The 23,045-nt window shown below is 71.5% G+C and carries 23 protein-coding genes; 11 read left to right on the forward strand and 12 right to left on the reverse strand.

Annotated features, from left to right (window positions below; all coding sequences use genetic code 11):
• Nucleotides 1-56: 56 nt before the first annotated feature.
• From ABZ951_RS09400 to ABZ951_RS09420, 5 genes are all read right to left on the reverse strand, one after another.
• Nucleotides 57-755 (reverse strand): demethylmenaquinone methyltransferase, encoded by a 699-nt coding sequence (locus tag ABZ951_RS09400; protein ID WP_344087291.1) that lies wholly within the window; start codon nucleotides 753-755, stop codon nucleotides 57-59.
• A gap of 344 nt (nucleotides 756-1,099) precedes the next feature.
• Entirely contained in the window at nucleotides 1,100-1,714 is a 615-nt protein-coding gene (locus ABZ951_RS09405; protein ID WP_344087288.1) for a Uma2 family endonuclease, read from the reverse strand.
• 94 nt (nucleotides 1,715-1,808) lie between these two features.
• Complete coding sequence (locus tag ABZ951_RS09410; RefSeq protein WP_344087285.1) at nucleotides 1,809-2,255, reverse strand: hypothetical protein; 447 nt, start codon at nucleotides 2,253-2,255, stop codon at nucleotides 1,809-1,811.
• A gap of 10 nt (nucleotides 2,256-2,265) precedes the next feature.
• The gene (gene mqnC / locus ABZ951_RS09415) at nucleotides 2,266-3,477 is read right to left on the reverse strand and encodes a cyclic dehypoxanthinyl futalosine synthase (protein WP_344087282.1); all 1,212 of its coding nucleotides are present in this window, start codon (nucleotides 3,475-3,477) and stop codon (nucleotides 2,266-2,268) included.
• Between the two features lie 78 nt (nucleotides 3,478-3,555).
• Nucleotides 3,556-5,193 (reverse strand): serine/threonine-protein kinase, encoded by a 1,638-nt coding sequence (locus ABZ951_RS09420; protein WP_344087279.1) that lies wholly within the window; start codon nucleotides 5,191-5,193, stop codon nucleotides 3,556-3,558.
• 164 nt (nucleotides 5,194-5,357) lie between these two features.
• On the opposite strand from ABZ951_RS09420, the gene ABZ951_RS09425 reads away from it, so the two are divergent.
• A complete protein-coding gene (locus tag ABZ951_RS09425; protein ID WP_344087276.1) occupies nucleotides 5,358-6,464 on the forward strand; it encodes an alpha/beta hydrolase-fold protein in 1,107 nt (368 codons plus the stop codon).
• Between the two features lie 92 nt (nucleotides 6,465-6,556).
• Here the strand turns inward: ABZ951_RS09425 and ABZ951_RS09430 are convergent, their stop codons facing one another.
• Nucleotides 6,557-7,456 carry a menaquinone biosynthesis protein gene (locus ABZ951_RS09430; RefSeq protein ID WP_344087273.1) on the reverse strand — a complete coding sequence of 300 codons (900 nt, stop codon included), beginning with the start codon at nucleotides 7,454-7,456 and terminating at the stop codon, nucleotides 6,557-6,559.
• 284 nt (nucleotides 7,457-7,740) lie between these two features.
• Here ABZ951_RS09430 and ABZ951_RS09435 point away from each other — a divergent pair, with 284 nt between their 5' ends.
• On the forward strand, nucleotides 7,741-7,944 hold the full coding sequence (locus ABZ951_RS09435) for a cold-shock protein (RefSeq protein ID WP_014144190.1): 204 nt from the start codon (nucleotides 7,741-7,743) through the stop codon (nucleotides 7,942-7,944).
• A gap of 169 nt (nucleotides 7,945-8,113) precedes the next feature.
• Here the strand turns inward: ABZ951_RS09435 and ABZ951_RS09440 are convergent, their stop codons facing one another.
• Nucleotides 8,114-9,886 (reverse strand): long-chain fatty acid--CoA ligase, encoded by a 1,773-nt coding sequence (locus ABZ951_RS09440; protein WP_344087269.1) that lies wholly within the window; start codon nucleotides 9,884-9,886, stop codon nucleotides 8,114-8,116.
• A 120-nt stretch (nucleotides 9,887-10,006) separates the two neighbouring features.
• Here ABZ951_RS09440 and ABZ951_RS09445 point away from each other — a divergent pair, with 120 nt between their 5' ends.
• Complete coding sequence (locus tag ABZ951_RS09445) at nucleotides 10,007-11,056, forward strand: AraC family transcriptional regulator (RefSeq protein ID WP_344087266.1); 1,050 nt, start codon at nucleotides 10,007-10,009, stop codon at nucleotides 11,054-11,056.
• A gap of 155 nt (nucleotides 11,057-11,211) precedes the next feature.
• Nucleotides 11,212-12,366 (forward strand): lipase family protein, encoded by a 1,155-nt coding sequence (locus tag ABZ951_RS09450; protein ID WP_344087263.1) that lies wholly within the window; start codon nucleotides 11,212-11,214, stop codon nucleotides 12,364-12,366.
• A gap of 62 nt (nucleotides 12,367-12,428) precedes the next feature.
• Here ABZ951_RS09450 and ABZ951_RS09455 read toward each other — a convergent pair whose 3' ends face one another.
• Both ABZ951_RS09455 and ABZ951_RS09460 read right to left on the reverse strand, forming a co-directional pair.
• Nucleotides 12,429-14,321: an AMP-dependent synthetase/ligase gene (locus ABZ951_RS09455; RefSeq protein ID WP_344087420.1), complete on the reverse strand. Its 1,893-nt coding sequence runs from the start codon at nucleotides 14,319-14,321 to the stop codon at nucleotides 12,429-12,431.
• Nucleotides 14,322-14,582: 261 nt separating this feature from the next.
• Complete coding sequence (locus ABZ951_RS09460) at nucleotides 14,583-15,209, reverse strand: TetR/AcrR family transcriptional regulator (protein ID WP_344087417.1); 627 nt, start codon at nucleotides 15,207-15,209, stop codon at nucleotides 14,583-14,585.
• Between the two features lie 430 nt (nucleotides 15,210-15,639).
• Here ABZ951_RS09460 and ABZ951_RS09465 point away from each other — a divergent pair, with 430 nt between their 5' ends.
• The 6 genes from ABZ951_RS09465 to ABZ951_RS09490 all read left to right on the forward strand — a co-directional run bounded on the left by ABZ951_RS09465 (nucleotide 15,640) and on the right by ABZ951_RS09490 (nucleotide 20,099).
• On the forward strand, nucleotides 15,640-16,158 hold the full coding sequence (locus ABZ951_RS09465) for a hypothetical protein (RefSeq protein WP_344087260.1): 519 nt from the start codon (nucleotides 15,640-15,642) through the stop codon (nucleotides 16,156-16,158).
• Between the two features lie 89 nt (nucleotides 16,159-16,247).
• Complete coding sequence (locus ABZ951_RS09470; protein WP_344087257.1) at nucleotides 16,248-17,090, forward strand: DUF4097 family beta strand repeat-containing protein; 843 nt, start codon at nucleotides 16,248-16,250, stop codon at nucleotides 17,088-17,090.
• A gap of 81 nt (nucleotides 17,091-17,171) precedes the next feature.
• On the forward strand, nucleotides 17,172-18,164 hold the full coding sequence (locus tag ABZ951_RS09475; protein ID WP_344087413.1) for an ATP-binding cassette domain-containing protein: 993 nt from the start codon (nucleotides 17,172-17,174) through the stop codon (nucleotides 18,162-18,164).
• Nucleotides 18,161-18,949, forward strand: a complete 789-nt coding sequence (locus tag ABZ951_RS09480) for an ABC transporter permease (protein WP_344087254.1) — start codon at nucleotides 18,161-18,163, stop codon at nucleotides 18,947-18,949. Before ABZ951_RS09475 ends, ABZ951_RS09480 begins: the two co-directional genes overlap by 4 nt.
• A gap of 173 nt (nucleotides 18,950-19,122) precedes the next feature.
• Nucleotides 19,123-19,593 (forward strand): NUDIX domain-containing protein, encoded by a 471-nt coding sequence (locus tag ABZ951_RS09485; RefSeq protein WP_344087251.1) that lies wholly within the window; start codon nucleotides 19,123-19,125, stop codon nucleotides 19,591-19,593.
• A 26-nt stretch (nucleotides 19,594-19,619) separates the two neighbouring features.
• A complete protein-coding gene (locus tag ABZ951_RS09490) occupies nucleotides 19,620-20,099 on the forward strand; it encodes an NUDIX hydrolase (protein WP_344087248.1) in 480 nt (159 codons plus the stop codon).
• Between the two features lie 272 nt (nucleotides 20,100-20,371).
• Here ABZ951_RS09490 and ABZ951_RS09495 read toward each other — a convergent pair whose 3' ends face one another.
• The 3 genes from ABZ951_RS09495 to ABZ951_RS09505 form a co-directional block, all read right to left on the reverse strand.
• On the reverse strand, nucleotides 20,372-20,596 hold the full coding sequence (locus tag ABZ951_RS09495; RefSeq protein ID WP_344087245.1) for a hypothetical protein: 225 nt from the start codon (nucleotides 20,594-20,596) through the stop codon (nucleotides 20,372-20,374).
• A 374-nt stretch (nucleotides 20,597-20,970) separates the two neighbouring features.
• On the reverse strand, nucleotides 20,971-21,108 hold the full coding sequence (locus ABZ951_RS09500; RefSeq protein ID WP_344087242.1) for a hypothetical protein: 138 nt from the start codon (nucleotides 21,106-21,108) through the stop codon (nucleotides 20,971-20,973).
• Between the two features lie 62 nt (nucleotides 21,109-21,170).
• Nucleotides 21,171-21,566 (reverse strand): ATP-binding protein, encoded by a 396-nt coding sequence (locus tag ABZ951_RS09505; protein ID WP_344087239.1) that lies wholly within the window; start codon nucleotides 21,564-21,566, stop codon nucleotides 21,171-21,173.
• A 161-nt stretch (nucleotides 21,567-21,727) separates the two neighbouring features.
• Here ABZ951_RS09505 and ABZ951_RS09510 point away from each other — a divergent pair, with 161 nt between their 5' ends.
• Complete coding sequence (locus tag ABZ951_RS09510; protein WP_344087236.1) at nucleotides 21,728-23,044, forward strand: hypothetical protein; 1,317 nt, start codon at nucleotides 21,728-21,730, stop codon at nucleotides 23,042-23,044.
• The last annotated feature ends 1 nt before the right edge of the window (nucleotide 23,045 follow it).

Raw genomic sequence — 23,045 nt, forward strand, 5'->3', positions numbered from 1 at the left:
GATCGTAGCGATTGAACGCGCCCTGCCCATGTCAACTGACCAACCCGCCCCGGGCGTCAGCCGGGAAGCTTGACGCCCCGGTGCAGCGCGACGACCCCGCCGGTGAGGTTGCGCCAGGCGACCTTCGCCCAGCCGGCCCCCTGGAGCCGGGCGGCGAGCGCCGGCTGGTCGGGCCAGGCGCGGATCGACTCGGCGAGGTAGACGTAGGCATCCGGGCTGCTGCTGACGACCCGGGCGACCGGCGGCAGGGCCCGCATCAGGTACTCGGTGTAGACCGTGCGGAACGGCGCCCAGGTCGGCTGGCTGAACTCGCAGATCACCACGCGCCCGCCGGGCTTCGTCACCCGCAGCATCTCGCGCAGCGCGGTGTCGGTCTCCTGCACGTTGCGCAGCCCGAAGGAGATGGTGACGGCGTCGAACACATCGTCCGCGAACGGCAGCCGGGTGGCGTCACCGGCGGTGAGCGGCAGCCACGGGTGGCGCTTCTTGCCCTCGCTGAGCATGCCGACGGAGAAGTCGCACGGCACGACGTACGCGCCGGCGGCGGTGAACGGCATCGAGGAGGTGCCCGTCCCGGCCGCCAGGTCCAGCACCTTCTCGCCCGGCCGGGCGTTCACGGCCCGGGCGACCTCCTTGCGCCACAGGCGGGCCTGGCCGAGCGACAGCACGTCGTTGGTCAGGTCGTATTTCGCCGCCACGTCGTCGAACATCGCGGCGACTTCGTGCGGCTGCTTGTCCAGGGATGCTCGGGTCACGCCCCCATTGTTCACGGTGCGCCTCCGGCGCGGTGGAGCAGGGGGCGGGGGCGCGTCGATCGGGCCGTCGCCTGACGGCGATGCCTGCTGGGACGGGGACGCCTGCTTGGACGGGGACGGCCACCGCCCCGCGGTGCGCACGCGCCGCCCCGGAAACCCCCGCCCCCCGGGACCACCGAACCCCCCGGCCGGTGGTGGACGCCTTGCAGCACACCGCGAGACGGCCTGAGCGGCCGTCCCCGCGGTTCCCATCCTGGCGGGCGAAAACGGCGGGACCGCTTCCGTTGATGCGGCTCTGACGTACGGGGACGGCGTCCTTACGGATCACTGACGGGCAGGTCTGTTCAGAGCTCGACCAGGCTCGCCAGGTCGATGGTGACGGGGAAGGGCTGCTCGGTCTCCAGCTTGCCGGTATGGCAAGGGCGCATGGGACGCGGGATGTATTCACCCCGGTCTTGGTGGAGCCAGTACTCGTGCACTTCGGGAAGGCCGTTCTCACCCCGCTCCACGCGCCAGTAATACGGCACCCCTGCTGTGGCATACATGGCCGGCTTACGGACGCGGTCGTCCTGGCGCGAGCCCGGGGAGACCACCTCGACGATGAGGACGGCCTTTTCTACCGGGACGTACTTGGCCTGGAAGAGGTCGAAGCCCCGCTTGTCCAAGACGACGACGTCAGGAACCGGCGGGTTGTACTTGTCGATCAGGACGCACTGCTCCGACAGCACGCCATAGGGTTCAACCAGGCAACCCACCAGTCGCCTCTCAATGCCCGCCCGCACGCAGTTGTGCCACGGCACCGTCCTCCCCCGAACCACGACCACTCCGTCCACGAGTTCCCAGTCGAACGGGAGCTCCAGGTCTTCCACCTGGTCCACCGTCCAGCCCTCTTCAGGCGGGAACATCCAGTTCTCAGGAGTGGCCTTCTCCAGCCGTTCTGCGATCATCACTGCTCCCATGGACGCGAGTGTGGACGCGGATGCGGATCGCGGTCCTATATACGACGGTAGCGTCACCCGAAGCAATGAACGGCGCTCCACACCGGAAAAGGCGTCAGGCCCGCCGGTGTACCAGCCGGCCACCCAGCACCGTAGCGATACAGCGCCCGTCCTCCGCGAACACCGCGAGATCCGCGCGGGCGGTGTCGGCGATCGCCACCGGCCGGGACCGCTCCAGGACGGCGACACCGACCCGGCCCGCGGCCGCCCGTACCCCGGGGTCGGTCGCGTGCTCGGCCAGTACGGCCGCGGCCCCCCGCTTCAGCACCTCGTGCACCCGCTCCCGCGGGCTCGGCGCGTCCGGCAGCGGGCCCTCGTGGACGAGCGCGGGGCCCAGCGTGCCCGGCCAGCGCCGCACCCGCGCGCCCGGGAATCGCTCCAGCAGCTCCGCGAGCGGGCCGACGGCCGCGATCCGGTCGCCCTCGACGGCGACACCGCCGTCGGCGAGCGGCTCCGCGTCCCAGGTCAGGCACACGGCGGGTGCGGCGTGAAGCGTCAGCACAGCGGCGTCCTCAGTCGGCGCTGACGAGCTTCAGCTCGGGGTGCGCCGTGCCGCCCTCGATCGCCGTCGACGACAGGTGGGAGACGACGCGGTCGTCGACCGGGTCGTTCGCCGGGTCGTCGTGGACGAGCAGGTGCTCGTACGTCGTGGCGCGCTGCGCCGGGACGCGGCCCGCCTTGCGGATGAGGTCGATGATCTCCATGCGGTTGGAGCGGTGCTTGGCACCGGCCGAGGAGACGACGTTCTCCTCCAGCATGATCGAGCCGAGGTCGTCCGCGCCGTAGTGCAGGGAGAGCTGGCCGACCTCCTTGCCCGTGGTCAGCCAGGAGCCCTGGATGTGGGCGACGTTGTCGAGGAAGAGCCGCGCGATGGCGATCATCCGCAGGTACTCGAAGAGCGTGGCCTGCGTCCGGCCCTTCAGCGTGTTGTTCTCGGGCTGGTAGGTGTACGGGATGAAGGCGCGGAAGCCGCCCGTCCGGTCCTGCACGTCGCGGATCATCCGCAGGTGCTCGATGCGCTCGGCGTTGGTCTCGCCGGTGCCCATCAGCATCGTGGACGTCGACTCGACCCCCATCGTGTGGGCGAGCTCCATGATCTCCAGCCAGCGCTCGCCGGACTCCTTCAGCGGCGCGATGGCCTTGCGCGGCCGGGCCGGGAGCAGCTCGGCGCCGGCGCCCGCGAAGGAGTCGAGGCCCGCGGCGTGGATCCGGCGGATGGCCTCCTCGGCGCTGACGCCCGAGATGCGCGACATGTGCTCGACCTCGGACGCGCCGAGGGAGTGGATGACGAGCTGCGGGAACGCCTTCTTGATCGCCGAGAAGTGCTCCTCGTAGTACTCCACGCCGTAGTCCGGGTGGTGGCCACCCTGGAACATGATCTGGGTGCCGCCCAGCTCCACGGTCTCCGCGCAGCGGCGCAGGATGTCGTCGAGGCCGCGGGTCCAGACCTTGTCGCTCTTCGGCGGGGCGTAGAAGGCGCAGAACTTGCACGCGGTGACGCACGAGTTCGTGTAGTTGATGTTCCGCTCGATGATGTACGTCGCGATGTGCTCGGTGCCCGCGTAGCGGCGGCGGCGCACGGCGTCGGCCGCCTGCCCCAGGGCGTGCAGCGGCGCGGACCGGTACAGCTCGAGCGCCTCTTCGGGGGTGATGCGGCCACCGGCTGCAGCGCGGTCGAGGACGGCTGCGACATTTACGGACGTAAGGTCGGCGTTCTCGGTCACCGGGGCGTCCCTTCGGAGGGGGTATTACACGTCCGATCCAGCCTACGCCAGCCCTTCGGAGCGGCTGATGGCGGCCGGTCAGCCACCGGTCCTGGCCAACGTCGCCGTGGGTTTGCCGCCCTTGGCGTCCTGCGAGGCGTAGGCGAGCTTGCCGCCGTCGGCGAGGGTGAAGGTGATCCGCGCGGTCTCGCCCGTGCAGCCGAGGCCGGCGGTGCCGTCGGTGACCTCTTCCAGGGTGATTCGGCGGGCGCTGGCGGTGAGCAGCCGGGCCTTGCTGCGGCACTCCAGGATGTTCAGCGCCTTGTAGGTGGTGCGGGCCACGTAGGCGCCCTTGCCGCCGGCGGTGATGACGGCGGTCAGGGTGCCGTTGGGGGTGCCGTCGGCCTGGCGGATCTCGCCGTTCCAGGTACCGAGGAACGCCTTGGGGACGGTGGCGGACGGGTCTTTGTCCGAGGCCGGGGCGGAGGCGGCGGGGGGCCGCCGCGCGTCGGAGGCGGGTCCGCCGCCGTTCTCCCTGCCGGGCAGCAGGTCGAAGACGAACAGCAGGGACGTCGCGACGGCCAGCGCGGCGGCGAGGGACACCACCAGGGTGCAGCTCAGCCGGCGCGGGCGGCGCTGCCCGCCGCCCGCCCCGGCGGTCACCTCGATCTTCTTGCCGGTGGGCGGGGCGGGCGAGGCGGACGGGACGGGCGGGGCGTCCGCCGGCCCGTCCGGTGCGGTCGCTTCCCGGATGGACGGGCCAGAGGAGCCGGAGGAGCCGGACGCAGCGGAGGCGCCCGGCGCGTCGAAGCCGGCGGCCTCCAGATTCAGCAGTTCCACGGCCCGCCGGCTCACGCTCTCCACCAGCGGCCCCGGCAGCCAGCCGGAGCGGACGAGCGTGGCCGCGCCGCCGGGGGCCAGCCGCCGGACCACCTCGCCGGGGGCCGGCCGGTCGCCGGGGTCCTTGGCCAGGCAGCTCTCGGCGAGGGCCCGCAGCTCGCCGGTGAGCCGCGGCCCCAGGGCGGGCGGCTCGTGGACGACGCGGTAGAGGAGGACGGCGGCGTGATCGCCGGGGAAGGGGGGTTCCCCGGTGGCCGCGTAGGCGAGGACGGCACCGAGCGAGAAGACGTCGGCCGCGCCCGTCACCTCCCGGCCCAGGATCTGCTCGGGTGCCATGTAGCCGGGGGAACCGACGGACACCCCGGTGGCGGTCAGGGACGCGGTGGCGTCGGTGGCCCGGGCGATGCCGAAGTCGATCAGCCGCGGGCCGTCCAGGGTCAGCAGCACGTTGGACGGCTTGACGTCCCGGTGGACGAGGCCCAGGGCGTGCACCGCGGCCAGTGCCTCGGCCAGCCCCGCGGTGAGGGCTCGTACGGTCCGCTCCGGCTGGGCGCCGGTGTCCTCGACGGCCTGGGTGAGGGACGGCCCGGCCACATACCCGGTGGCCACCCACGGCACGGGGGCGTCCGGGTCGGCGTCCAGGACGGGCGCCGTCCACGTGCCGTGCGGCTCAGCGCCCAGATCGCCGCCGACCCGGCGGGCCGCCGCCACCTCCCGGCGGAAGCGGGCCCGGAACTGTTCATCGAGGGCGTACTGGGGGTGCACGACCTTGACCGCGACCGTCCGCCCGCCGGCGCTGCGGCCCAGGTACACCCGGCCCATGCCGCCCGCGCCCAGCCGCCCCAGCAGCCGGTACGCGCCGATGACCTGCGGATCTTCCGCCAGCAATGGCTGCATCGGGCCCTTCGCCTCCCCCGGTGGGGACCCTTTGGGCCCCGATTTGCAGGCTATGACTCATTTCACGGGGTGTCCCAGGAACCCCGAAGCCCGGTTCTCCCATCCACCAGGACGGAACAGACCGTCATGTCCTTCGGGGCAGCAGCATCATCCGGAGCGACGCGATGACGCACCTGAACAACGGGGCCTACCAGTCCCAAGGCCACCGCCGTGCATCCCGGGCCAAACGATGGACCATCGTGGTGGCCTCCATAGCCGTACTCGGGCTCATAGCCGGCGGGGTGCTCAACTACCTCAAGATCGGCCCGTTCTCCGACAAGGGCAAGCCCGTGAGCTTCGGCCAGGACCAGGCCAAGGGCGGCCAGGCCGGCGGCGCGGGCGGCGGGCAGGCCCCGGACTCCAAGGTGCTGATGCCCACCGGGCCGGTCGCCGAGTTCAAGAACACCAGCACCCTCTCGGACGGCACCCAGGTCGCCGTGACCACGCTGGACGGCAAGAAGTCCGGCTTCAAGGGCAAGGTCTGGGTCTGGGCCCCCAAGGCGTACAAGGAGGAGAAGTTCGCCAAGAGCGGCTTCCCCGTCCTGATCGCCCTCCCCGGCGGCCCCGGGTTCCCCAACAACTACTGGATGGACGACGGTGGCCTCCACCTCCAGTCGTCCGTCACCAAGTGGTACAACGAGGGCAAGGGCAAGCCGTTCATCCTGGCCATGCCGGTCCTCAACCCCAAGCCGGACACCGGCGGGCTCTACTGGGACGGCAGTGACATCCCGGGCCAGCCGAAGATGGGCACCTGGCTGACCGAGGACGTCCCGGACCTGATCAAGGCCAACTTCCGCACGGTGAAGTCGCGCGACGGCTGGGCGTTCATGGGCTCCTCCTCCGGCGCCTTCGCCGGCCTGAAGGCCGTGCTCAAGCACCCGGACAAGTTCAAGGCCGTGATCGCCTCCGGCCCGGACATCCTCCCCGACTCGCCCCTGTGGAAGGGCTACGAGAAGGAGAAGAACGAGAACAACCCCGAGCTGCTGGCGAAGGACCTCATCGCCCGCAAGGGACCGGACGTCTATCTCGCCTTCCAGTACGGGTCGAAGGAGAAGAGCGTCATTCCGCACGTGGACAAGTTCATCGCCACGTACGGCAACAAGGGCCCCGTCCACACCCACCTGCAGGTGATCGAGGGCGGCACGCACAACGCCAAGACCTACATCGACGGCATGAACGCGGGCAGCATGAAGTGGATCAGTGACCAGATGACGGGACCCGTCGAGCCCTGATCCCGCGGCCGGGCACCGTCCTGTTCCCCGGCCGCCCGGCCCCTTGACCGCGGCACCTTCGCTCGCTGGAGCCCTGACCCCGAACCCCGGGGTCAGGGCTCCAGCAGTTCCACCCGCACGTCGGCGGGGAAGCCCGTCGTCGGTCCGGTGCGGCGGGCGAACTCGGTGACGCCGGCCAGCTGTCCCGCGCCGAAGCGGAAGTCCAGCGTGGTGAAGTAGCGCTCCAGGAGCTCGGCGTCGAACGCCTCCCAGCGCGCCGCCTGCTCGGCGACCTTCCCGACCTCCTTCAGGGACACGTCCCGGGAGGCGAGGAACGCCTCGTGGACCTGGGAGACGATGCGCGGCTGGCGGGCCAGGTAGTCGCGGCGCACGGCCCACACAGCGAAGACGAACGGCAGCCCCGTCCACTCCTTCCACATCTGCCCCAGGTCGTGGACCTCCAGGCCGAGCCGGGGCGCGTCGTGCAGGGAGGCCCGCAGGGCGGCGTCCCCGATCAGGACGGCGGCGTCCGCCTCCCGCATCATCAGCCCCAGGTCGGGCGGGCAGGTGTAGTACTCCGGCTCGACCCCGTAGCGCTCGGCCAGCAGCAGCTGCGCGAGCCGCACCGAGGTGCGCGAGGTGGAGCCGAGCGCGACCCGTGCCTTGTCCAGCCGGTCCAGCGGCAGCTGCGAGACGATCACGCAGGACATCACCGGGCCGTCGCAGCCCACGGCGATGTCCGGGAGGGCGACCAGGTCGTCGGCGTTGCGCAGGTACTCGACGAGGGTGACCGGGCCGATGTCCAGGTCGCCGCGGATCAGTTGCTCGCTGAGCTTCTCCGGGGTGTCCTTGGTCAGGTCCAGGTCGAGGAGCGTGCCGGTGCGGGCGAGCCCCCAGTACAGGGGGAGGCAGTTGAGGAACTGGATGTGGCCGACGCGGGGGCGGCTGCGGCGCTCGGCCGAAGCGGCGCCGGGAGTGTTCCGGCCGGTGGGGTCTGAGGCTGAATTGTCCACATCCGGAGGCTAGCCCGCGGCCCTTCGGAGGGCGGGCCGGGGGGTCCCGGCGGGCCCGGCCCAACCGTCGATCTTTTCCGACCGCGAGAGCCGGAAAACCATCCGACAGCGTGATCTTCGACTCTTTCGCAGCAAGAACTTCGCGTGCTAGGCTCGCCGCAAGTTGCAGTTTGGTTTCCCTTGCAGTACAGAGCCTGCGGAGCATGTGACCCCGCAGGCTTTTGTAGTTTTCAGACTTCTCGCAGGTTCTGGAGCAGGGCAACCCTTTGGCCCAAGGAGGGCTTATGGCTACCGGAACCGTGAAGTGGTTCAACGCTGAAAAGGGCTTTGGCTTCATCGCCCAGGACGGCGGGGGCCCCGACGTCTTCGTCCACTACTCCGCGATCAACGCCGCTGGCTTCCGCTCCCTCGAGGAGAACCAGCAGGTCAACTTCGACGTCACGCAGGGCCCGAAGGGCCCGCAGGCGGAGAACGTCACCCCGGTCTGATCCTCGGATCTCTCCGGTACGACGGTTGCCGATCGCGATCGACACGCTGTACCCAAGGAGCCCTGTCCTTCTTCCGCTTCGGCGGAGGGGCAGGGCTCCTGCCTTTCCGCTTTAGTCCCCTCCCCGTTCCCTTCCCGTTCGCTTCCGCTTTCACTTGCGACGCTTTCTTTCACTTTCGTTCATACAGTGCATCGATCTCGATCGCGTAGCGGTCGGCGATGGCCGCCCGCCGGAGTTTCAGGGTCGGGGTCAGCGTCCCGTCCCCGACGCTGAAGTCGGCGTCCAGAATTGCGAAGGCCCGAATCCGGGCCGGCCGGGAGACCTGCCGGTTCGCGGCCGCGACCGCCTCCTCGCACAGCGCCCGGACAGCCGGGTGCCGGGCCGGGGGCCCGTCGAGCTGCACCCCCTCACGGCCGGCCCAGGCGGCGATCTCCGCCGCGTCCAGGGTGAGCAGCGCCACCGGGTACGGACGGCGGTCGCCGACCATGACCGCGCGGGAGATCCAGCGGGACTGCTGGAGGGCGAACTCCACCAGTGACGGTGTGAGGTTCTTGCCGCCCGACGTGATGATCAGGTCCTTCTTGCGCCCGGTGATGGACAGGAACCCGTCCACGTCGAGGCTGCCGAGGTCCCCGGTGCGCAGCCAGCCGTCCGCGCCCAGCACCGCGGCGGTCGCGGCCGGGTCGTTGTGGTAGCCCGCGAAGACGCCGGCGCCGCGCGCGAGCACCTCGCCGTCCGCCGCGATCCGCACCTCGGCGCAGGCCACCGGCCGGCCCACCGTTCCGTGCCGCACGGCGCCCGGGTGGTTGAGGGTGATCACCCCGGTGGCCTCCGTCATGCCGTAGCCCTCGTAGACCGCGATCCGGCAGGCGCGCAGGAAGTCCAGGGTCTGCGGGGCGATCGGCGCGGCCCCGGTGATCGCCAGCCGCAGCCGGCCGCCGAATGCCTCCCGGACGGGTGAGAAGAGGCTCTCGTCCGCCTCCCGCCAGGCGGCCAGCAGCGCGGCCCCGGGCTCCTCGCCCCGCTCGCGCGCCGCGGCGACCGCGAGGCCGGTGCGGATCGCCGCGTCGAAGCGGGCCCGGGCCTCGGGTCCCCGGGAGTCGGCGAGCGCGGCCACCGAGGCGTGGACCTTCTCGAACAGGCGGGGCACGGACGGCAGATGGGTGGGGCGGGCCTCGGCCAGGTCGGCGACGACGTTCTCGATCCGCCCGCCGAAGAAGCAGACGGTGCCGCCCTCCACGAGCGCGGACAGCTGGATGAGCTGGGCCAGGAGGTGGGCGAGCGGCAGGTAGAGGAAGGTGGTGTGCCCCGGACCCCCTCCGATGAGCTCGGCGGTGGCGCCGTCCACCGCCGTGAAGTTGCGATGGGTGAGGCGGCAGCCTTTGGGGAGACCGGTGGTGCCGGAGGTGTAGACGATGACGCACACGTCCTCGGGGCGGCGGGACCGGGCCCGCGCCAGTAACTCCCCTTCCGGCGCCGGGCCGGGCAGCGCGTCCAGCGGGAGCGCCCCCGCCCCGCCGTCCATCAGCACCACGTGCCGCAGCTCCGGCAGCTTCCCGCGCACCGCGGCCACCCGCGCCGCCTGCGCCTCGTCTTCGCAGACGACCACGGACGCGCCCGAGTCGGCGAGCACCCAGGCCAGTTCCTCCTCACCCGCCGTCGGATAGACCGGGACCACGACCGCGCCCGCGGCCAGCGCCCCGAAGTGGGCGCGGGTCCACTCCGGCCGGGTCTCGGCGAGGATCGCCACCCGGTCGCCCGGGCGCACCCCGAGGCCGAGCAGGCCCCGGCCGACGGCCCGTACGGCCGTGCGGAGCTCCGTGTAACCGGTCTCCGTCCAGCCGGCGGTGCCGGGCGTCCGAAACCGCAGGGCCGGCAGGCCGCCGTACTGTTCGGCCGCCCATTCCACGAGCACCGCGAGCGTGCCGGGTCGTTGCCGCATGACGCCTCCCTGAGTGCATTCGGACAATTCCTGACGCTACGGAGCCAACCCCGCTCACCGGGATGACCGGAACCGTCAGCACCGCTGTCCTCAGCGCTCAATCGGGCTACCGTGCACGGCATGAGGCGCACGATCACCGTGCACTACGTCAGGGCGGCCCTCGGCGGGGCGGAGCGGCTCGGCATCGACCCCGTCCCCCTGCTCCAGGCCGCGCGGATCCCGCCGCTGCTGCTCGGCGACGACCGGGCCCGGGTGACGCCCGAGCAGTTCACCCGGCTGGTCAACGGCGTGCGCCGGGCGACGGGTGACGAGTTCCTGGGCCTGGCCCCCGCGCCCAGCCGGCAGGGCACCTTCGCGATGATGTGCTGCACCTGCGTCGGCTGCCGCGACCTGGCCTCGGCCGTGGAGCGGGCCACCCGCTTCTACGGGCTCTTCCCCGCCGGGCCCGACCTCGCGCTCGAACGCCTCGGTGACGACGCGGTGTTCACCCTCCGCGACGACCTGCGGGGCATCCCCGAGGGCGCTTTCCTCGGCGAGTGCCTGATCGTGATCTGGCACCGGCTGGCGAGCTGGTTCATCGACCGCCGCATTCCCCTGCGCTGGGCCGAGTTCGCCCACCCGGCCCCGCCCTACGCGGCCGAGTACGACCTGCTCCTCGGCTGTCCCGTCCGCTTCGGCGCCCGCCGCACCCGGGCCGGCTTCGACCCGCGGTGGCTGGCCGCGCCCGTCGTCCAGGACGAGGAGAGCCTGGCGGAGTTGCTGCGGCGGGCCCCCGCCGACCTCCTTACCCGCCGGGACTACGCCACGACCGTCGCCGAGCAGGTCCGGCGTTCACTCGTACGGGCCCTTCGCGAGGGCCGCGCGGCCCGGCTGCCGGAGGTGGCGCAGATAGCCGCCCGGCTCGCGGTGAGCCCCGCGACGCTGCGCCGCCGGCTCCAGGCGGAGGGCACCTCCTACCGGCGGCTGAAGGACCAGGTCAGGCGGGAGGCCGCGGTCAGCAGCCTGGCCGAGGGCCAGGAGCCCATCGCCCAGCTCGCGGCCCGGCTGGGGTTCTCCGAGGACACCGCCTTCCACCGGGCGTTCCGCCGCTGGACGGGCACGACGCCCGGTGCCTTCCGGCTCGACGGCCAGCAGACCGGCACCTTCCGGCTCCACGGTCAGCAAAGCTGAGCAGTCCGGCTCCACGGGCAGCACACCGGTGCCTACCGGCTCCACGGTCAGCAAAGCTGAGCACCCCGGTCAGCTCCCGGCGGCCCCGGCAGTCACTACGGTCACCACCACCGCTCCACCGCCGGTCCATCACCCTGCACAGTCGGGAGAGCCGCATGCACCTGCGCACCACAGCCCTCGCCGCGCTCACCGCCCTGGCCGTCTCGCTCGGCCTGGCGGGCACGGGCACCGCCTCGGCCGCGCCCCGGGCCACGGCACCGGGCGACATCGTCAGCTCCGCCCCCACGTCCTTCCACCCGCTGCCCGGCCAGCCCACCCTCACCCGTTCCTGGCACATCACCTACCGCTCCACCACCGCCAAGGGCGCCCCCAACGTCGTCTCGGGCACCGTGATCGTCCCCCAGGACGGCCGGAAAGGCCCCCGCCCGCTGATCACCTACGCCGTCGGGACCGTCGGCCTGGCCGACAAGTGCGCCCCCTCCGCCGGCTTCCCGAACGGCACCACGCTGGAGGCCAACCTCATCCAGCAGCTCACCCTGCGCGGCTGGGCCGTCGCCGTCACCGACTACGAGGGGCTGGGCACCCCCGGCGACCACACCTACGTCGTCGGCCGCTCCGCGGGCCACGCCGTCCTCGACGCGGCCCGCGCCGCGCTGAGACTGCCCGAGGCCGGGCTCGGCAAGGACTCGCCCGTGGGCATCATGGGCTACTCCCAGGGCGGGCAGGCCAGCAGCTGGGCCGCCGAGCTGCACGATTCCTACGCTCCCGAGCTCAACCTCAAGGGCACGGCCACCGGCGGCGTGCCCGCCGACCTCCTGCGGACCGCTGAGTACAACGACGGGGGCATCGGCGCCGGCCTGATCCTCATGGCGGCCGTCGGCCAGAACGCCGCCCACCCCGAGCTGGACCTGGACAAGTACCTCAACGACAGGGGCCGCTTCTACGTCGACTTCCTGCGCAAGAACTGCGTGGCCGTCAGCGCCGTCGCCGGCCTCTTCAAGCGGATCTCCGACGTCACGGTGACGAACCCGCTCTCCGAGGCGGACTGGCAGCGGGTGCTGCGCTCCTCCGCCCTCGGCTCGCACGCCCCGAGCCGGCCCGTGTACCTCTACCACGGGGTCATCGACGAGCTGATCCCCTACGGCGTCGGCAAGCAGCTGCGCGCCGACTGGTGCGCCAAGGGCGGCGCCGTCCAGTGGAAGTCGCTGCCGCTGGGCGAGCACGTCCTCGGGGTGATCACCGAGTCGATCCCGGCTGCGAACTGGCTGGCCGACCGCTTCGCGGACAAGCGGACCACCGGCAACTGCTGACCCGCCGGGGACGAGACCCCGTACCGCCCTCCCCCAAGAGGCCGGTACGGGGCGCTCACGGGTCAGCGCTCGTACAGCGCCGTGATCTCGGCCACGAAGTCCCGGGCGATCGCCGTCCGCTTGAGCTTCATGGACGGGGTGAGGTGACCGCTCTCCTCGGTGAACTGCCCCGGCAGGACCGCGAAGCGGCGAATCGATTCGGCGCGGGAGACGAGGGTGTTGGCGTCGTCCACCGCCCGCTGGAGCTCCGCCCGCAGCTCCGGGTCGTCCGCCGGTGCGCCGGCCGGCGCCCCCTCGGGGCGCATCCGCAGCCAGTGGGCCAGCCCGTCGGGTTCGAGGGTGATCAGGGCGGTGACGTAGGGGCGGTCGTCACCGATGACCACGCACTGGCCGACGAGGGGGTGGGCGCGCACCCGGTCCTCCAGCGGAGCCGGGGCGACGTTCTTGCCCGCGGAGGTGACGATCAGCTCCTTCTTGCGGCCGGTGATCGTGAGGTAGCCCTCGGTGTCGAGCGCGCCCAGGTCGCCGGTGGCGAACCACTCCCCCGGCCCGGCGGGCACGGCCGCCCCGCGCCCGGCGTCCCAGTACCCGGCGAAGACGTGCCCGCCGCGCAGCAGCACCTCGCCGTCCTCGGCGATCCGCACCGCGCCGCCCGGCAGCGGCCAGCCGACCGTGCCGCGGCGGGGCCGCAGCGGCGGGGTGACGGTGGCGCCGGCCGTCGTCTCCGTCAGCCCGTAGCCCTCGAACACCTCGATGCCGGCGCCCGCGCAGAACGCGGCGAGCCGCTCCCCCAGCGGTGAGCCGCCGCTGAGCACGTAGCGGACCTCGCCGCCGAGCGCGGCCCGGATCCGGCGGTAGACGAGCGGGTCGTACAGGGCGCGGGCCGCCCGCAGCCCGGGTCCGGGCCCGGGTCCGTCCCCACGCCGCCGGGCCTCCTCGGCCTCCCCGTACCGCCGGGCGACGCGGGCGGCCCGGTCGAAGGAGGCGGCGCGGCCGCGCCGTTCGGCCGTGGCGCGGCCGGTGTTGTAGACCTTCTCCAGGACGTAGGGGACGGCCATCAGGAACGTCGGCCGGAACCCGGCGAGGTCGGCGAGGAGGTCCTCGGTCCGCAGGGACGGCGCGTGGCCCAGCCGGACGCGCGCCCGCATGCAGCCGACGGCGGCCGAGCGGCCGAAGACGTGCGAGAGCGGCAGGAAGAGGAGCGTGGAGGCGGGGGCTCCGGCGGACGCCTTGAAGACGGGGTGGAGCAGCTCGGTGGTGTTGTCGGTGGCCGTGCAGAAGTTGGCGTGGGTGAGGACACAGCCTTTGGGGCGGCCGGTGGTGCCCGAGGTGTAGATGAGGGTGGCGATGTCGTCGGGGGTGCGGGTGGCGCGGGCCTCGTCGACGGCAGTCCGGGGCAGCTCCCGGCCGGCGGCCGCGAGCCGGCCGACGGCGCCCGCGTCGAAGCACCAGAGGTGCCTCAGGGCGGGGAGGCCGTCCCGTTCACCGGCCACCAGGCCTTCCTGGGCGGTGCTTTCGACGGCGCAGGCGGCGGCCCCGGAGTCGGCGAGGATCCAGCGGACCTGGTCGGCGGAGGAGGTGGGGTAGACGGGGACGGTGACCAGGCCGGCCGCCCAGCCGGCGAAGTCCAGGAGCGTCCACTCGTAGGAGGTGCGGGCCATGACGGCCAGCCGGTCGCCGGGGCGCAGGCCGTGGGCGATCAGCCCTTTGGCGGTGGCCAGGACCTCGGCGGCGAAGGTGGCCGCGGTGACGTCGCGCCAGGTGCCGTCCGGCTGTTTGCGGCTGAGGACGGGGGCGGTGGGGTCGGCGGCGGCGTTGTCGAAGGGCAGGTCTCCCAGGGATCCCCGGGAGACGGGTGGGACGAGCGGGGGGACGGACGCCTCGCGGACGACGCCCCGGACGCGGGTGGCCCGGGGCGGTACGAGGGGTGGCGGGGGTGCGGCGCTGTGCGGTATGGACACGTGCGGCTCCTGTAGTCGGGCCCACAAGCAACCTCGGCTGCGAATGTACGACTCCGCTCCCGTGCGTTCCAGACCGCCTCGTGTCTTCGGACCGGAAGGTGCCGGGGGAAGGCGGCTCGGCGGGGCCGGGCCGGTGGAGCTTCGCGGCTCGGCGGGCGGTGTCCGGTGCGGGCGCTCTTACGAGGCCGCGCCGGAAGGCCCGGGGCGGGGCGGTCCGGCCGCACCCGGACGTCGGCCCCGGCCCTGGAGGGACCCTCACGGACGGGCGGGCGCCCAGCGCCGTCCGTTGGTGAGGTTCTCCAGCCCGGCCCAGGCGAAGTTCATCAGCGTCCGGGCCCGCTCGGTGGCCGAAGGCGCCTCGTCCGTGCGGGCGTTGGACCACCCGGCGAGCGCCTCGGCGGCGCCCACCAGCGCGTTGGCCAGCCCGGACGCCTCGTGCCCGGCCAGGGGCGCGCCGCAGCTGCCCTCGGCCGCGGTCTCCGCTATCAGGTGGGTGACGATGTCGACGAGCTTCTGCCGCACGGCGGCCACTTCCAGCGCGAAGGGCTCGCCGTGCGTGCGGGCCTGGCAGTGCAGGACCGCCCAGCCGTCGGGGTGGGCGGCCGTGTGCGCGAAGAACCCGCGCAGGCCGTCCCACAGCCGCCGCTCGGCGGGCGAGTCCGGGTCCACCGCGTCCCGCACGGCCCTGACCAGCGCGTCGGCCTCCCGCCGGACGCAGGCGCTGAACAGTTCCTCCTTGGAGTTCAGGTAGAGGTACACGAGCGGCTTGGAGGCCCCGGCGAGCTCGGCGATCTCGTCCATCGACGCCGGGCGGTAGCCGCGGCGCGCGAAGACCTGCACGGCCGCGTCGAGCATCTGGCGCTCGCGCACCTCGCGCGGCATCCGCCTGACCCGGGTCTTCGGCTTCAACCGGGCCCCAGCAGCGTGGGTTTGTACAGTATTCACAAGAAACATCCCTCCGCCCCCGTAACGTTACCGGCAGGTAATGTTACGGGGAGGAGGGGCCTCAGGGAGAGAAGATCAGGCCGAACCCCGCGAACCGCAGGGTTCAAGCCATGACGATCAAGCCGCGACGGCGGATCTCCCCGGGCGCGCATGGCGCCACATGACGCCGAGTGGCACCATTTAGCGCCATCTGACGCCACGCGGTGCCACCTCTAGCCCGAATGGGCACCCGAGCCCGGACGACACCCTCCCAGCCCGGCGCCACCTCCCAGCATTTCCGCAGGTCAGAGCGCTTCTTCAGAAGTTCACACCCGAGGCGACGCCATCAGGCTTGCGCATGGCGCCACAATGGTGCCATGATGACGTCATGGACCTCACCCCGTATGTCGACACCCTCCGCCGCGAACTCGCGGTGGCCGCCGAGGCCGGTGGCGACGAAGCCCGCGAGCTGGCCGAGCGGCTCACCGCCCCTCTGGAGTCGGCGACCCGGCTGACCCTGCTGAACGTGCTCTCCGCGGCGATGGACGAGATCACCCGCGAGCTCGCCCCCGGCTCGGTCGACGTACGGCTGCGCGGCCTGGACCCCGACTTCGTGGTGACCCTGCCGTCCACCGACGGCGGCGCCCCCGCCGCGCCGGCCGCGCCCGTCGAGCCGTTCACGGCCCCGGCCCCGGCCGACGGCGACGAGGGCGGCACCGCCCGCGTCAACCTGCGCCTGCCCGCCCACCTCAAGGCCCGCGCCGAGGAGGCCGCGAGCCGCGAGGGCCTGTCGGTCAACGCGTGGCTGGTGCGCGCCGTGTCGGCCGCGGTCGACGGCGGCACCCGGCCGCGCACGCCGGAGAGGGCCCAGACGATCGGACAGAGCATCACGGGCTGGATGCGTTAACCGCCTTCGCGCCCGCACCCCGCACCACTTCACCCACACCACGTCCCACCTGCTGGGACGACCCCAAGACCCAAGAGGACGGGACAGCCATGCCTTCTTTCGAGACCTCCGGACCGCTCTCGGCCACGGCGCACGTGGAGGCCGGTTCCATCCAGTTCGTGGCGGGTGACCGCCTCGACACCGTCGTCGAGGTGCGGCCCCGCGACCCGAAGAAGGACCGGGACGTGCGGACGGCCGACCAGACGGAGGTCACCTGCGCGAGCGGCGTCCTGACCGTCCGGACGCCCAAGTCGAATCCGTTCGGCCGGACCGGCACCGTGGACGTGACGGTCGAACTGCCCACGGGCTCGGGCGTCGAGGTGACCGGTTCCTGGGCCCAGGTGCTCGGCACGGGCCGGCTCGGCGAGGTCCGCGTGAAGACCTCGTCCGGCGACGTCCGCCTCGACACCACCGGCCCCCTGACGCTGACCGCCTCCCACGGCTCGATCACCGTGGACCGCGTCGAGGGCACGGCCGAGATCACCACCAGCTCCGGCAGCCTGCGCGTCGGCACCGTCGACGGCCCGGCCGTCCTGAAGAACTCGCACGGCACCACGACCGTCGGCGCGGCGACCGGGGAGCTGCGGGTGCGCGGCGCCAACGGCGACATCGAGATCCGGCGGGCCGAGGGCTCGGTCACCGCCGTCACCGCGCACGGCGCCGTGCGCGTGGGCGAAGTGGCGCGCGGCACCGTCCGGCTGGAGACCTCCTACGGCACCATCGAGGTCGGCATCCGCGAGGGCACCGCCGCCTGGCTCGACGCCCACTCCAGCTCCGGCCAGGTGCGCAACATGCTCACCGCCTCCGAGACCCCGGGCAAGGCCGAGGACACCGTCGAGGTCCACGCCCGCACCCGGTACGGCAACATCGACATCCTCCGCGCGAAGGCCTGAGCTCCACTCTCGCCACCGGTCCCGCCCCCACCCCCTTCACTCTGCACCCTTCGAACGGAGGGCCCCATGCCTTCTTTTGTCATGCCCACATCCAGCCGAAGCGACGGTTACGCGTCGCCGGCCGCCGTCTCCGCCGTCGGTCTGCGCAAGTCGTACGGCGACAAGACCGTCCTCGACGGCATCGACCTGCGCATCCCGGCCGGCTCGGTCTTCGCGCTGCTCGGGCCCAACGGCGCCGGCAAGACCACCGTCGTGAAGATCCTGTCCACGCTCATCACCGCCGACGGCGGACAGGCACAGGTCGCGGGCCACGACGTCACCGCGTCACCGAACGGGGTGCGCGCCGCGATCGGCGTCACCGGCCAGTTCTCCGCCGTCGACGGACTGATCACCGGCGAGGAGAACATGCTCCTCATGGCGGACCTGCACCACCTGTCCAAGCGTGAGGGCCGGCGCGTCGCCGCCGACCTGCTGGAGCGCTTCGACCTGGTGGAGGCGGCGAAGAAGCCCGCCTCCACCTACTCCGGCGGCATGAAGCGCCGCCTCGACATCGCCATGACCCTGGTCGGCAACCCGCGCATCATCTTCCTCGACGAGCCGACCACCGGCCTCGACCCGCGCTCCCGCCACAACATGTGGGGCATCATCCGCGCCCTGGTCTCCGACGGGGTGACGGTTTTCCTCACCACCCAGTACCTGGAGGAGGCCGACGAACTCGCCGACCGCATCGCCGTGCTCAACGACGGCAAGATCGCCGCCGAGGGCACCGCCGAGGAACTGAAGCGGCTCATCCCGGGCGGGCACGTACGGCTGCGCTTCTCCGACCCCGCCGCGTACCGGTCCGCCGCCTCCGCGCTGCGCGAGGTCACCCGGGACGACGAGGCGCTGTCGCTGCAGATCCCCAGCGACGGCAGCCAGCGCGAGCTGCGCTCCATCCTCGACTGGCTGAATTCGGCCGGTATCGAGGCGGACGAGCTGACCGTGCACACCCCCGACCTCGACGACGTCTTCTTCGCCCTCACCGGCTCCGGCCGGCCGACCCAGCCGAACCAGCCGAAGGAGGCTGTCCGATGAGTTCCCTCTCCCTGGCCCTGCGCGACTCGTCCACGATGCTGCGCCGCAACCTCCTGCACGCGCGCCGCTACCCGTCCCTCACCCTGAACCTGCTGCTGACGCCGATCGTCCTGCTGCTGCTCTTCGTCTACATCTTCGGTGACGTGATGAGCGCGGGCATGGGCGACGGTGCCGACCGCTCCGATTACATCGCTTACCTCGTGCCGGGCATCTTGATGATGACGATCGGCGGCACCGTGGTCGGAACAGCGGTCTCCGTCTCCAACGACATGACCGAGGGCATCATCGCCCGCTTCCGCACCATGGCGATCCACCGCGGCTCGGTGCTCATCGGGCACGTCATCAGCAGCGTGCTGCAGTCGGTGGCCAGCGTGGTCCTCGTGGGCGCCGTCGCCGTGGCCATCGGCTTCCGGTCCACGAACGCCACGGCCCTGGAGTGGCTGGCGGCGTTCGGACTGATGGCACTGGTCGCCCTGACGCTCACCTGGATCGCGGTCGGCATGGGCATGGTCAGCCCGAACGCCGAGGCCGCCAGCAACAACGCGCTGCCGCTGATCGTCCTGCCGCTGATCTCCAGCGCCTTCGTCCCGGTCGACTCGATGCCGGGCTGGTTCCAGCCGATCGCCGAGTACCAGCCGTTCACCCCGGCCATCGAAACCCTGCGCGGCCTGCTGCTGGGCACCGAGATCGGCCACAACGGGTGGCTCGCGGTGGCCTGGTGCGTGGCCCTCTCCACGCTCGGCTACTTCTGGTCGAAGTCGGCCTTCAACCGCGACCCGAAGTAGCACCGACCACGCGGCTGCGCCCCCGGCTCACAACCGGGGGCGCAGCCGCTGTCGTTCCGGTCGCCTTTTGTCCGCCTGTCCACCTGTCCGCCTGTCCGCTTGCCGCGGTGGAAGCGGCACACCACTGTGTTTCCGCCGCCCGGCGACCGCGGCCCCGCCCAGGAGGAGTGATCTTGTCGCGCACCGAGTACTACGACGATCCGAAGGCTCCCGAGCCGAACAGCTTGGTCGTGGCCGCGTCCGCTGTCGTGACCGACGGCCAAGGCCGCGTCCTGCTGCAACGGCGCCGCGACAACGATCTGTGGGCGCTGCCCGGCGGCGGCATGGAGATGACCGATTCCCTCCCCGGCACGGCCGTCCGCGAGGTGAAGGAGGAGACCGGGCTCGACGTGGAGATCACGGGCCTGGTCGGCACGTACACCGACCCACGCCACGTGATCGCCTACTCCGACGGAGAAGTGCGACGGCAGTTCAACGTCTGCTTCACCGCCCGGGTGACCGGTGGAGAGCTGACGATCTCCGACGAGTCCACGGAGCTGCGGTTCGTCCGCCTCGACGAGATCGCCGAACTGCCCATGCACCACACCCAGCGGTTGCGCATCCATCACTTCCTGGAGTGCCGGGAGCATCCCTACCTGGGATGACGGGCCTGACTTCGTAGGCTCGCCTCATGACAGAGACCGAGCACGAGCGGCGCATGGCCCGTCCGCGCATGGCAGCGGGCGCCCTGTTCTTCAACGATCAGGGGCACGTGCTGCTGGTCCGGCCCTCCTACAAACCGAAGTGGGAGATCCCGGGCGGGTACGTCGAGACCGGCGAGTCCCCACTCTCCGCGTGCCGACGCGAGGTCCAGGAGGAACTGGGCATCTCCCCGACCATCGGCCCCCTCCTGGTGGCCGACTGGGCGCCCAGCGAAGCCGAGGGGGACAAGGTGCTCTACATCTTCGACGGCGGCCGGCTACAGCCCGGTGAACTGAACGCGATCAAGCTTGCCCCTGACGAACTGCTGGAGGCGCACTTCCACCCTGCGAAGACGCTCGACGAACTGTTGATCCCCAGGCTCGCGCGCAGAGTCACGCGTGCGATCGACGCACGGCGGCATGGCCATCCGCAGTATCTGGAGCACGGGGAACCGCCGCCTCACGGCTGACCGAGCAGACCGGGGGCGCAGCCAGGCGCGGGGGTGATCCGGTTTCGCATGTTCGGTTGTGGTGTGCGGCCCTGCTCCCCGGTCGCCATCTATACGAAGGAGCAGGGCCGCCGGCGGTGTACGGACACACACCGCCCGCCCCCGGCGCAGCCGGGCCGTCCCGCGTCTGTGGCCTATCTCAGTTACCGCAGTGCGGGTGCCGTGCCGAGGGGGTCAAAGGGGGGTGGGGGCCGTGCGGACCCTCCCAAGTACTGGCGGCCCCACCCCCCGGTCTACGGGGGCGGTTGCGACCGCAGCCGCTGCTGTTCCGCTTCCCTCCGGGTCGCTTGCTCAGCGATGCGCCGCAGCCCGGCCGTCACGAACTCCGGCGTCACCGGCGGAACATCAGCACCACGCACCCACAGGACCTGCAAACGGTGCTCCAGATCGCGTTCGGTGATCTCCCGCCACTCCTCCCACGGGATCGGGGCCAGGGCCAACGTCAGCGCGTCGTCCACCACCTCATCCCTCACTCCCACCCCGCCTCCCGGTAGCGGCGGACCCGCCGGCATTCCCTGCGGAGCCGGATCAAGTCCCGGCGCACCCGCACACTCCCGGTCACCCGGAAGACAATCCGCCGCACGACGCCCGTCATCACCACTCCGCTCGCCTGCCGGAGTGGCCCGGAAGAAACTCGTATGCACCGCCCGGAACCCCGTGTGCCCGGACCGGCCCGCATGCCCAAGCGCCCACATCTGCGGCTCTACCGCAGACTCCGACGCCTCCGAACCCGCGCCGCAGGAGGTGCACTCCATCTCGAACACCGGCGCACTGCCCACCACATCGAGCCGCAGCACCCAGTCCACGAACCGCCACACCGACCTCACCACCGTCACCGCCTCCTCTTCCCGCCCCGCACGACCCACAGCACGTCCAGCGCGGACACGCGCAACGAGGGAGCCGACCGGAAGACGAGCACGACCTCCGCCATGCCACCACGCAGGTCGTGCCGGCTGGCTTTGACCTCCACCCACCGGTTATGAACACAGACCAGATCCCTGCGCCGCACATTCGACGCCCGCACTGCCGCCATCAGGCACGCCCTTTCCCGCCGGGGGCCGACAGCACGGCCCACACCGACTTCCCGGCCCCGGCCCGGTCGCTCACGCCCCAGCTGTCCGCCAGCCCGTCCACCAGGACCAGACCCCGGCCGCCCTCACCACCCGGGGCGCGCCGCACGGGCAGCCCCTCGTACGCGTCATCGACCGCGATCCGCACACCGTCAACCTCATGCCTGCGAAAACACGTCTGGATCTTCCGTCCCGGCGAGACATGCGCGTGGACGACCGCATTCGTCAGCAGCTCCGAGAGCACCAGGGCCGCCACATCCTCGATCGACGCCAAGTCCCAGTCCGCGAGCGCCTTACGCAACTCCGCGCGTGCCAGGCCGACGCAGCGCGGGGAGCGGGCCCAACGCCGCGTCACCACATCCCCATTCACGCCATCCCGTCGTCTCTTCATGCCCTACAGACTCACGAACAGGCGAGCACGGCATAAGGCCCAACGGTTTACCCAGGGTGGGTAACATCGCGACAGGTAGAACAGCAGTGATCATCAGCGCAAGCCACCCGCGAGCTGGAGCGCCCTGCATGCCTCAGTCCAACGAACCTCCGGCCCTGTCCGTCGAGTTGCTCTCGCACCCCGAAATGCTCGCCGCCTGCCGCGCCCGCGACTTCTCCAAGGTTTTTGCCCTTGCGAAGCGCGCCGGGATCTACCCTTCGCTCATCGCACGGCGATGCGACCTGACACCCAGCCGGGTTGGAGAAGTGATCTCCGGATCTCGCCAGCTCAGGGACATGGCCATCGTCGAACGGGTAGCGGATGGTCTGCGCATCCCGGGGCACATGCTGGGGCTGGCCAGGAGGGCATGGGAAGCACCCCCCACGCCCGCGCATCCCACTCGGCAAGCGACGGGGCTCTTGGCGGCGCAAGCCCTTGGTGAACCCGTCAGTGCTGTCCCGGGCACGGACCTGGACAGCATCTTGGCCGTGGCCACCGGGTCCAAGCTGAGCCCGGCGACACTGCGTGCGCTCCATTCGTCCATCGAGGACTACTGGCGACGCGACGACGAGCATGGCGGCGAGGTGCTGCGTCCCGCTGTGGTGGGTCAATTACGTTTCGTCGTAAGTCTGATCAAAGACGCCGCCCAGGGCACCCACCGGCACAGCCTCTACGCGATCGCCGCCGAACTTGCGAGGCTGACCGGATGGACCTATTTCGATGCCCGCCAGTACAGCCAGGCCCGTACCTACTTCACCGAGGCCCTCCAGTTGGCAAAGGCAATCGATGACCGACAGTTCATGGCCAACGTGCTGTCGTGCATGAGTTTGCAGGCCACCTACGAAGACCGGCCGTCAGACGCCGTGGCACTGTCTGCTGCTGCTCAGGACACCGCACGCGACCATGGCGGAACCCCACGGGTGATGTCCATGCTGTCGATGCGCGAAGCGTTCGCGCATGCGTCCATGAACAACCGGACCTCTGCTCACGCAGCGATCGCCGAGTCTCATCGTCAGTTCGAGCGAATCTCCACCGAAGATCCGGACCCGCCGTGGGTCGCCTACTTCGATGAGCCCAAGCTGATTGTGGACACTGGGATTGCCCACGGCCGGCTCGGCGAGGCAGACATCGCTGAACCACTGATCTCCGATGCCCTGCGGCGTGAGGACTCCCGCAACCAACGTGGCCGGGCCTTTCACTCCTTCTGGCTGGCCACCACGCAGTTGCAGCGAGGCAAGGTGGACCAGGCATGTCACACAGCCACCGCGGCCCTTGAGACGGCCACTGCCGTGGGCTCCGAGAGAGTCAAGGGGCACCTGCGGGACTTCCAATACCAGCTTGCTCCATACGGAGGGCAGCCCACAGCCGTGGCATTCGAGGCACGACTACGGGCGGCACTGCTGTGAC

Origin of the sequence: Streptomyces sp. NPDC046215 (assembly GCF_040646215.1) — a bacterium.
GTDB lineage: Bacteria > Actinomycetota > Actinomycetes > Streptomycetales > Streptomycetaceae > Streptomyces > Streptomyces stramineus.

Bases quoted from the DNA above. Each gene is read 5' to 3' on its own strand.
- ABZ951_RS09405 (WP_344087288.1), bottom strand. From the start codon at position 1,714: ATGGGAGCAGTGATGATCGCAGAACGGCTGGAGAAGGCCACTCCTGAG.
- ABZ951_RS09420 (WP_344087279.1), bottom strand. From the start codon at position 5,193: ATGCAGCCATTGCTGGCGGAAGATCCGCAGGTCATCGGCGCGTACCGG.
- ABZ951_RS09425 (WP_344087276.1), top strand. From the start codon at position 5,358: ATGACGCACCTGAACAACGGGGCCTACCAGTCCCAAGGCCACCGCCGT.
- ABZ951_RS09435 (WP_014144190.1), top strand. From the start codon at position 7,741: ATGGCTACCGGAACCGTGAAGTGGTTCAACGCTGAAAAGGGCTTTGGC.
- ABZ951_RS09440 (WP_344087269.1), bottom strand. From the start codon at position 9,886: ATGCGGCAACGACCCGGCACGCTCGCGGTGCTCGTGGAATGGGCGGCC.
- ABZ951_RS09445 (WP_344087266.1), top strand. From the start codon at position 10,007: ATGAGGCGCACGATCACCGTGCACTACGTCAGGGCGGCCCTCGGCGGG.
- ABZ951_RS09450 (WP_344087263.1), top strand. From the start codon at position 11,212: ATGCACCTGCGCACCACAGCCCTCGCCGCGCTCACCGCCCTGGCCGTC.
- ABZ951_RS09460 (WP_344087417.1), bottom strand. From the start codon at position 15,209: ATGCCGCGCGAGGTGCGCGAGCGCCAGATGCTCGACGCGGCCGTGCAG.
- ABZ951_RS09465 (WP_344087260.1), top strand. From the start codon at position 15,640: ATGGACCTCACCCCGTATGTCGACACCCTCCGCCGCGAACTCGCGGTG.
- ABZ951_RS09470 (WP_344087257.1), top strand. From the start codon at position 16,248: ATGCCTTCTTTCGAGACCTCCGGACCGCTCTCGGCCACGGCGCACGTG.
- ABZ951_RS09475 (WP_344087413.1), top strand. From the start codon at position 17,172: ATGCCCACATCCAGCCGAAGCGACGGTTACGCGTCGCCGGCCGCCGTC.
- ABZ951_RS09480 (WP_344087254.1), top strand. From the start codon at position 18,161: ATGAGTTCCCTCTCCCTGGCCCTGCGCGACTCGTCCACGATGCTGCGC.
- ABZ951_RS09490 (WP_344087248.1), top strand. From the start codon at position 19,620: ATGACAGAGACCGAGCACGAGCGGCGCATGGCCCGTCCGCGCATGGCA.
- ABZ951_RS09510 (WP_344087236.1), top strand. From the start codon at position 21,728: ATGCCTCAGTCCAACGAACCTCCGGCCCTGTCCGTCGAGTTGCTCTCG.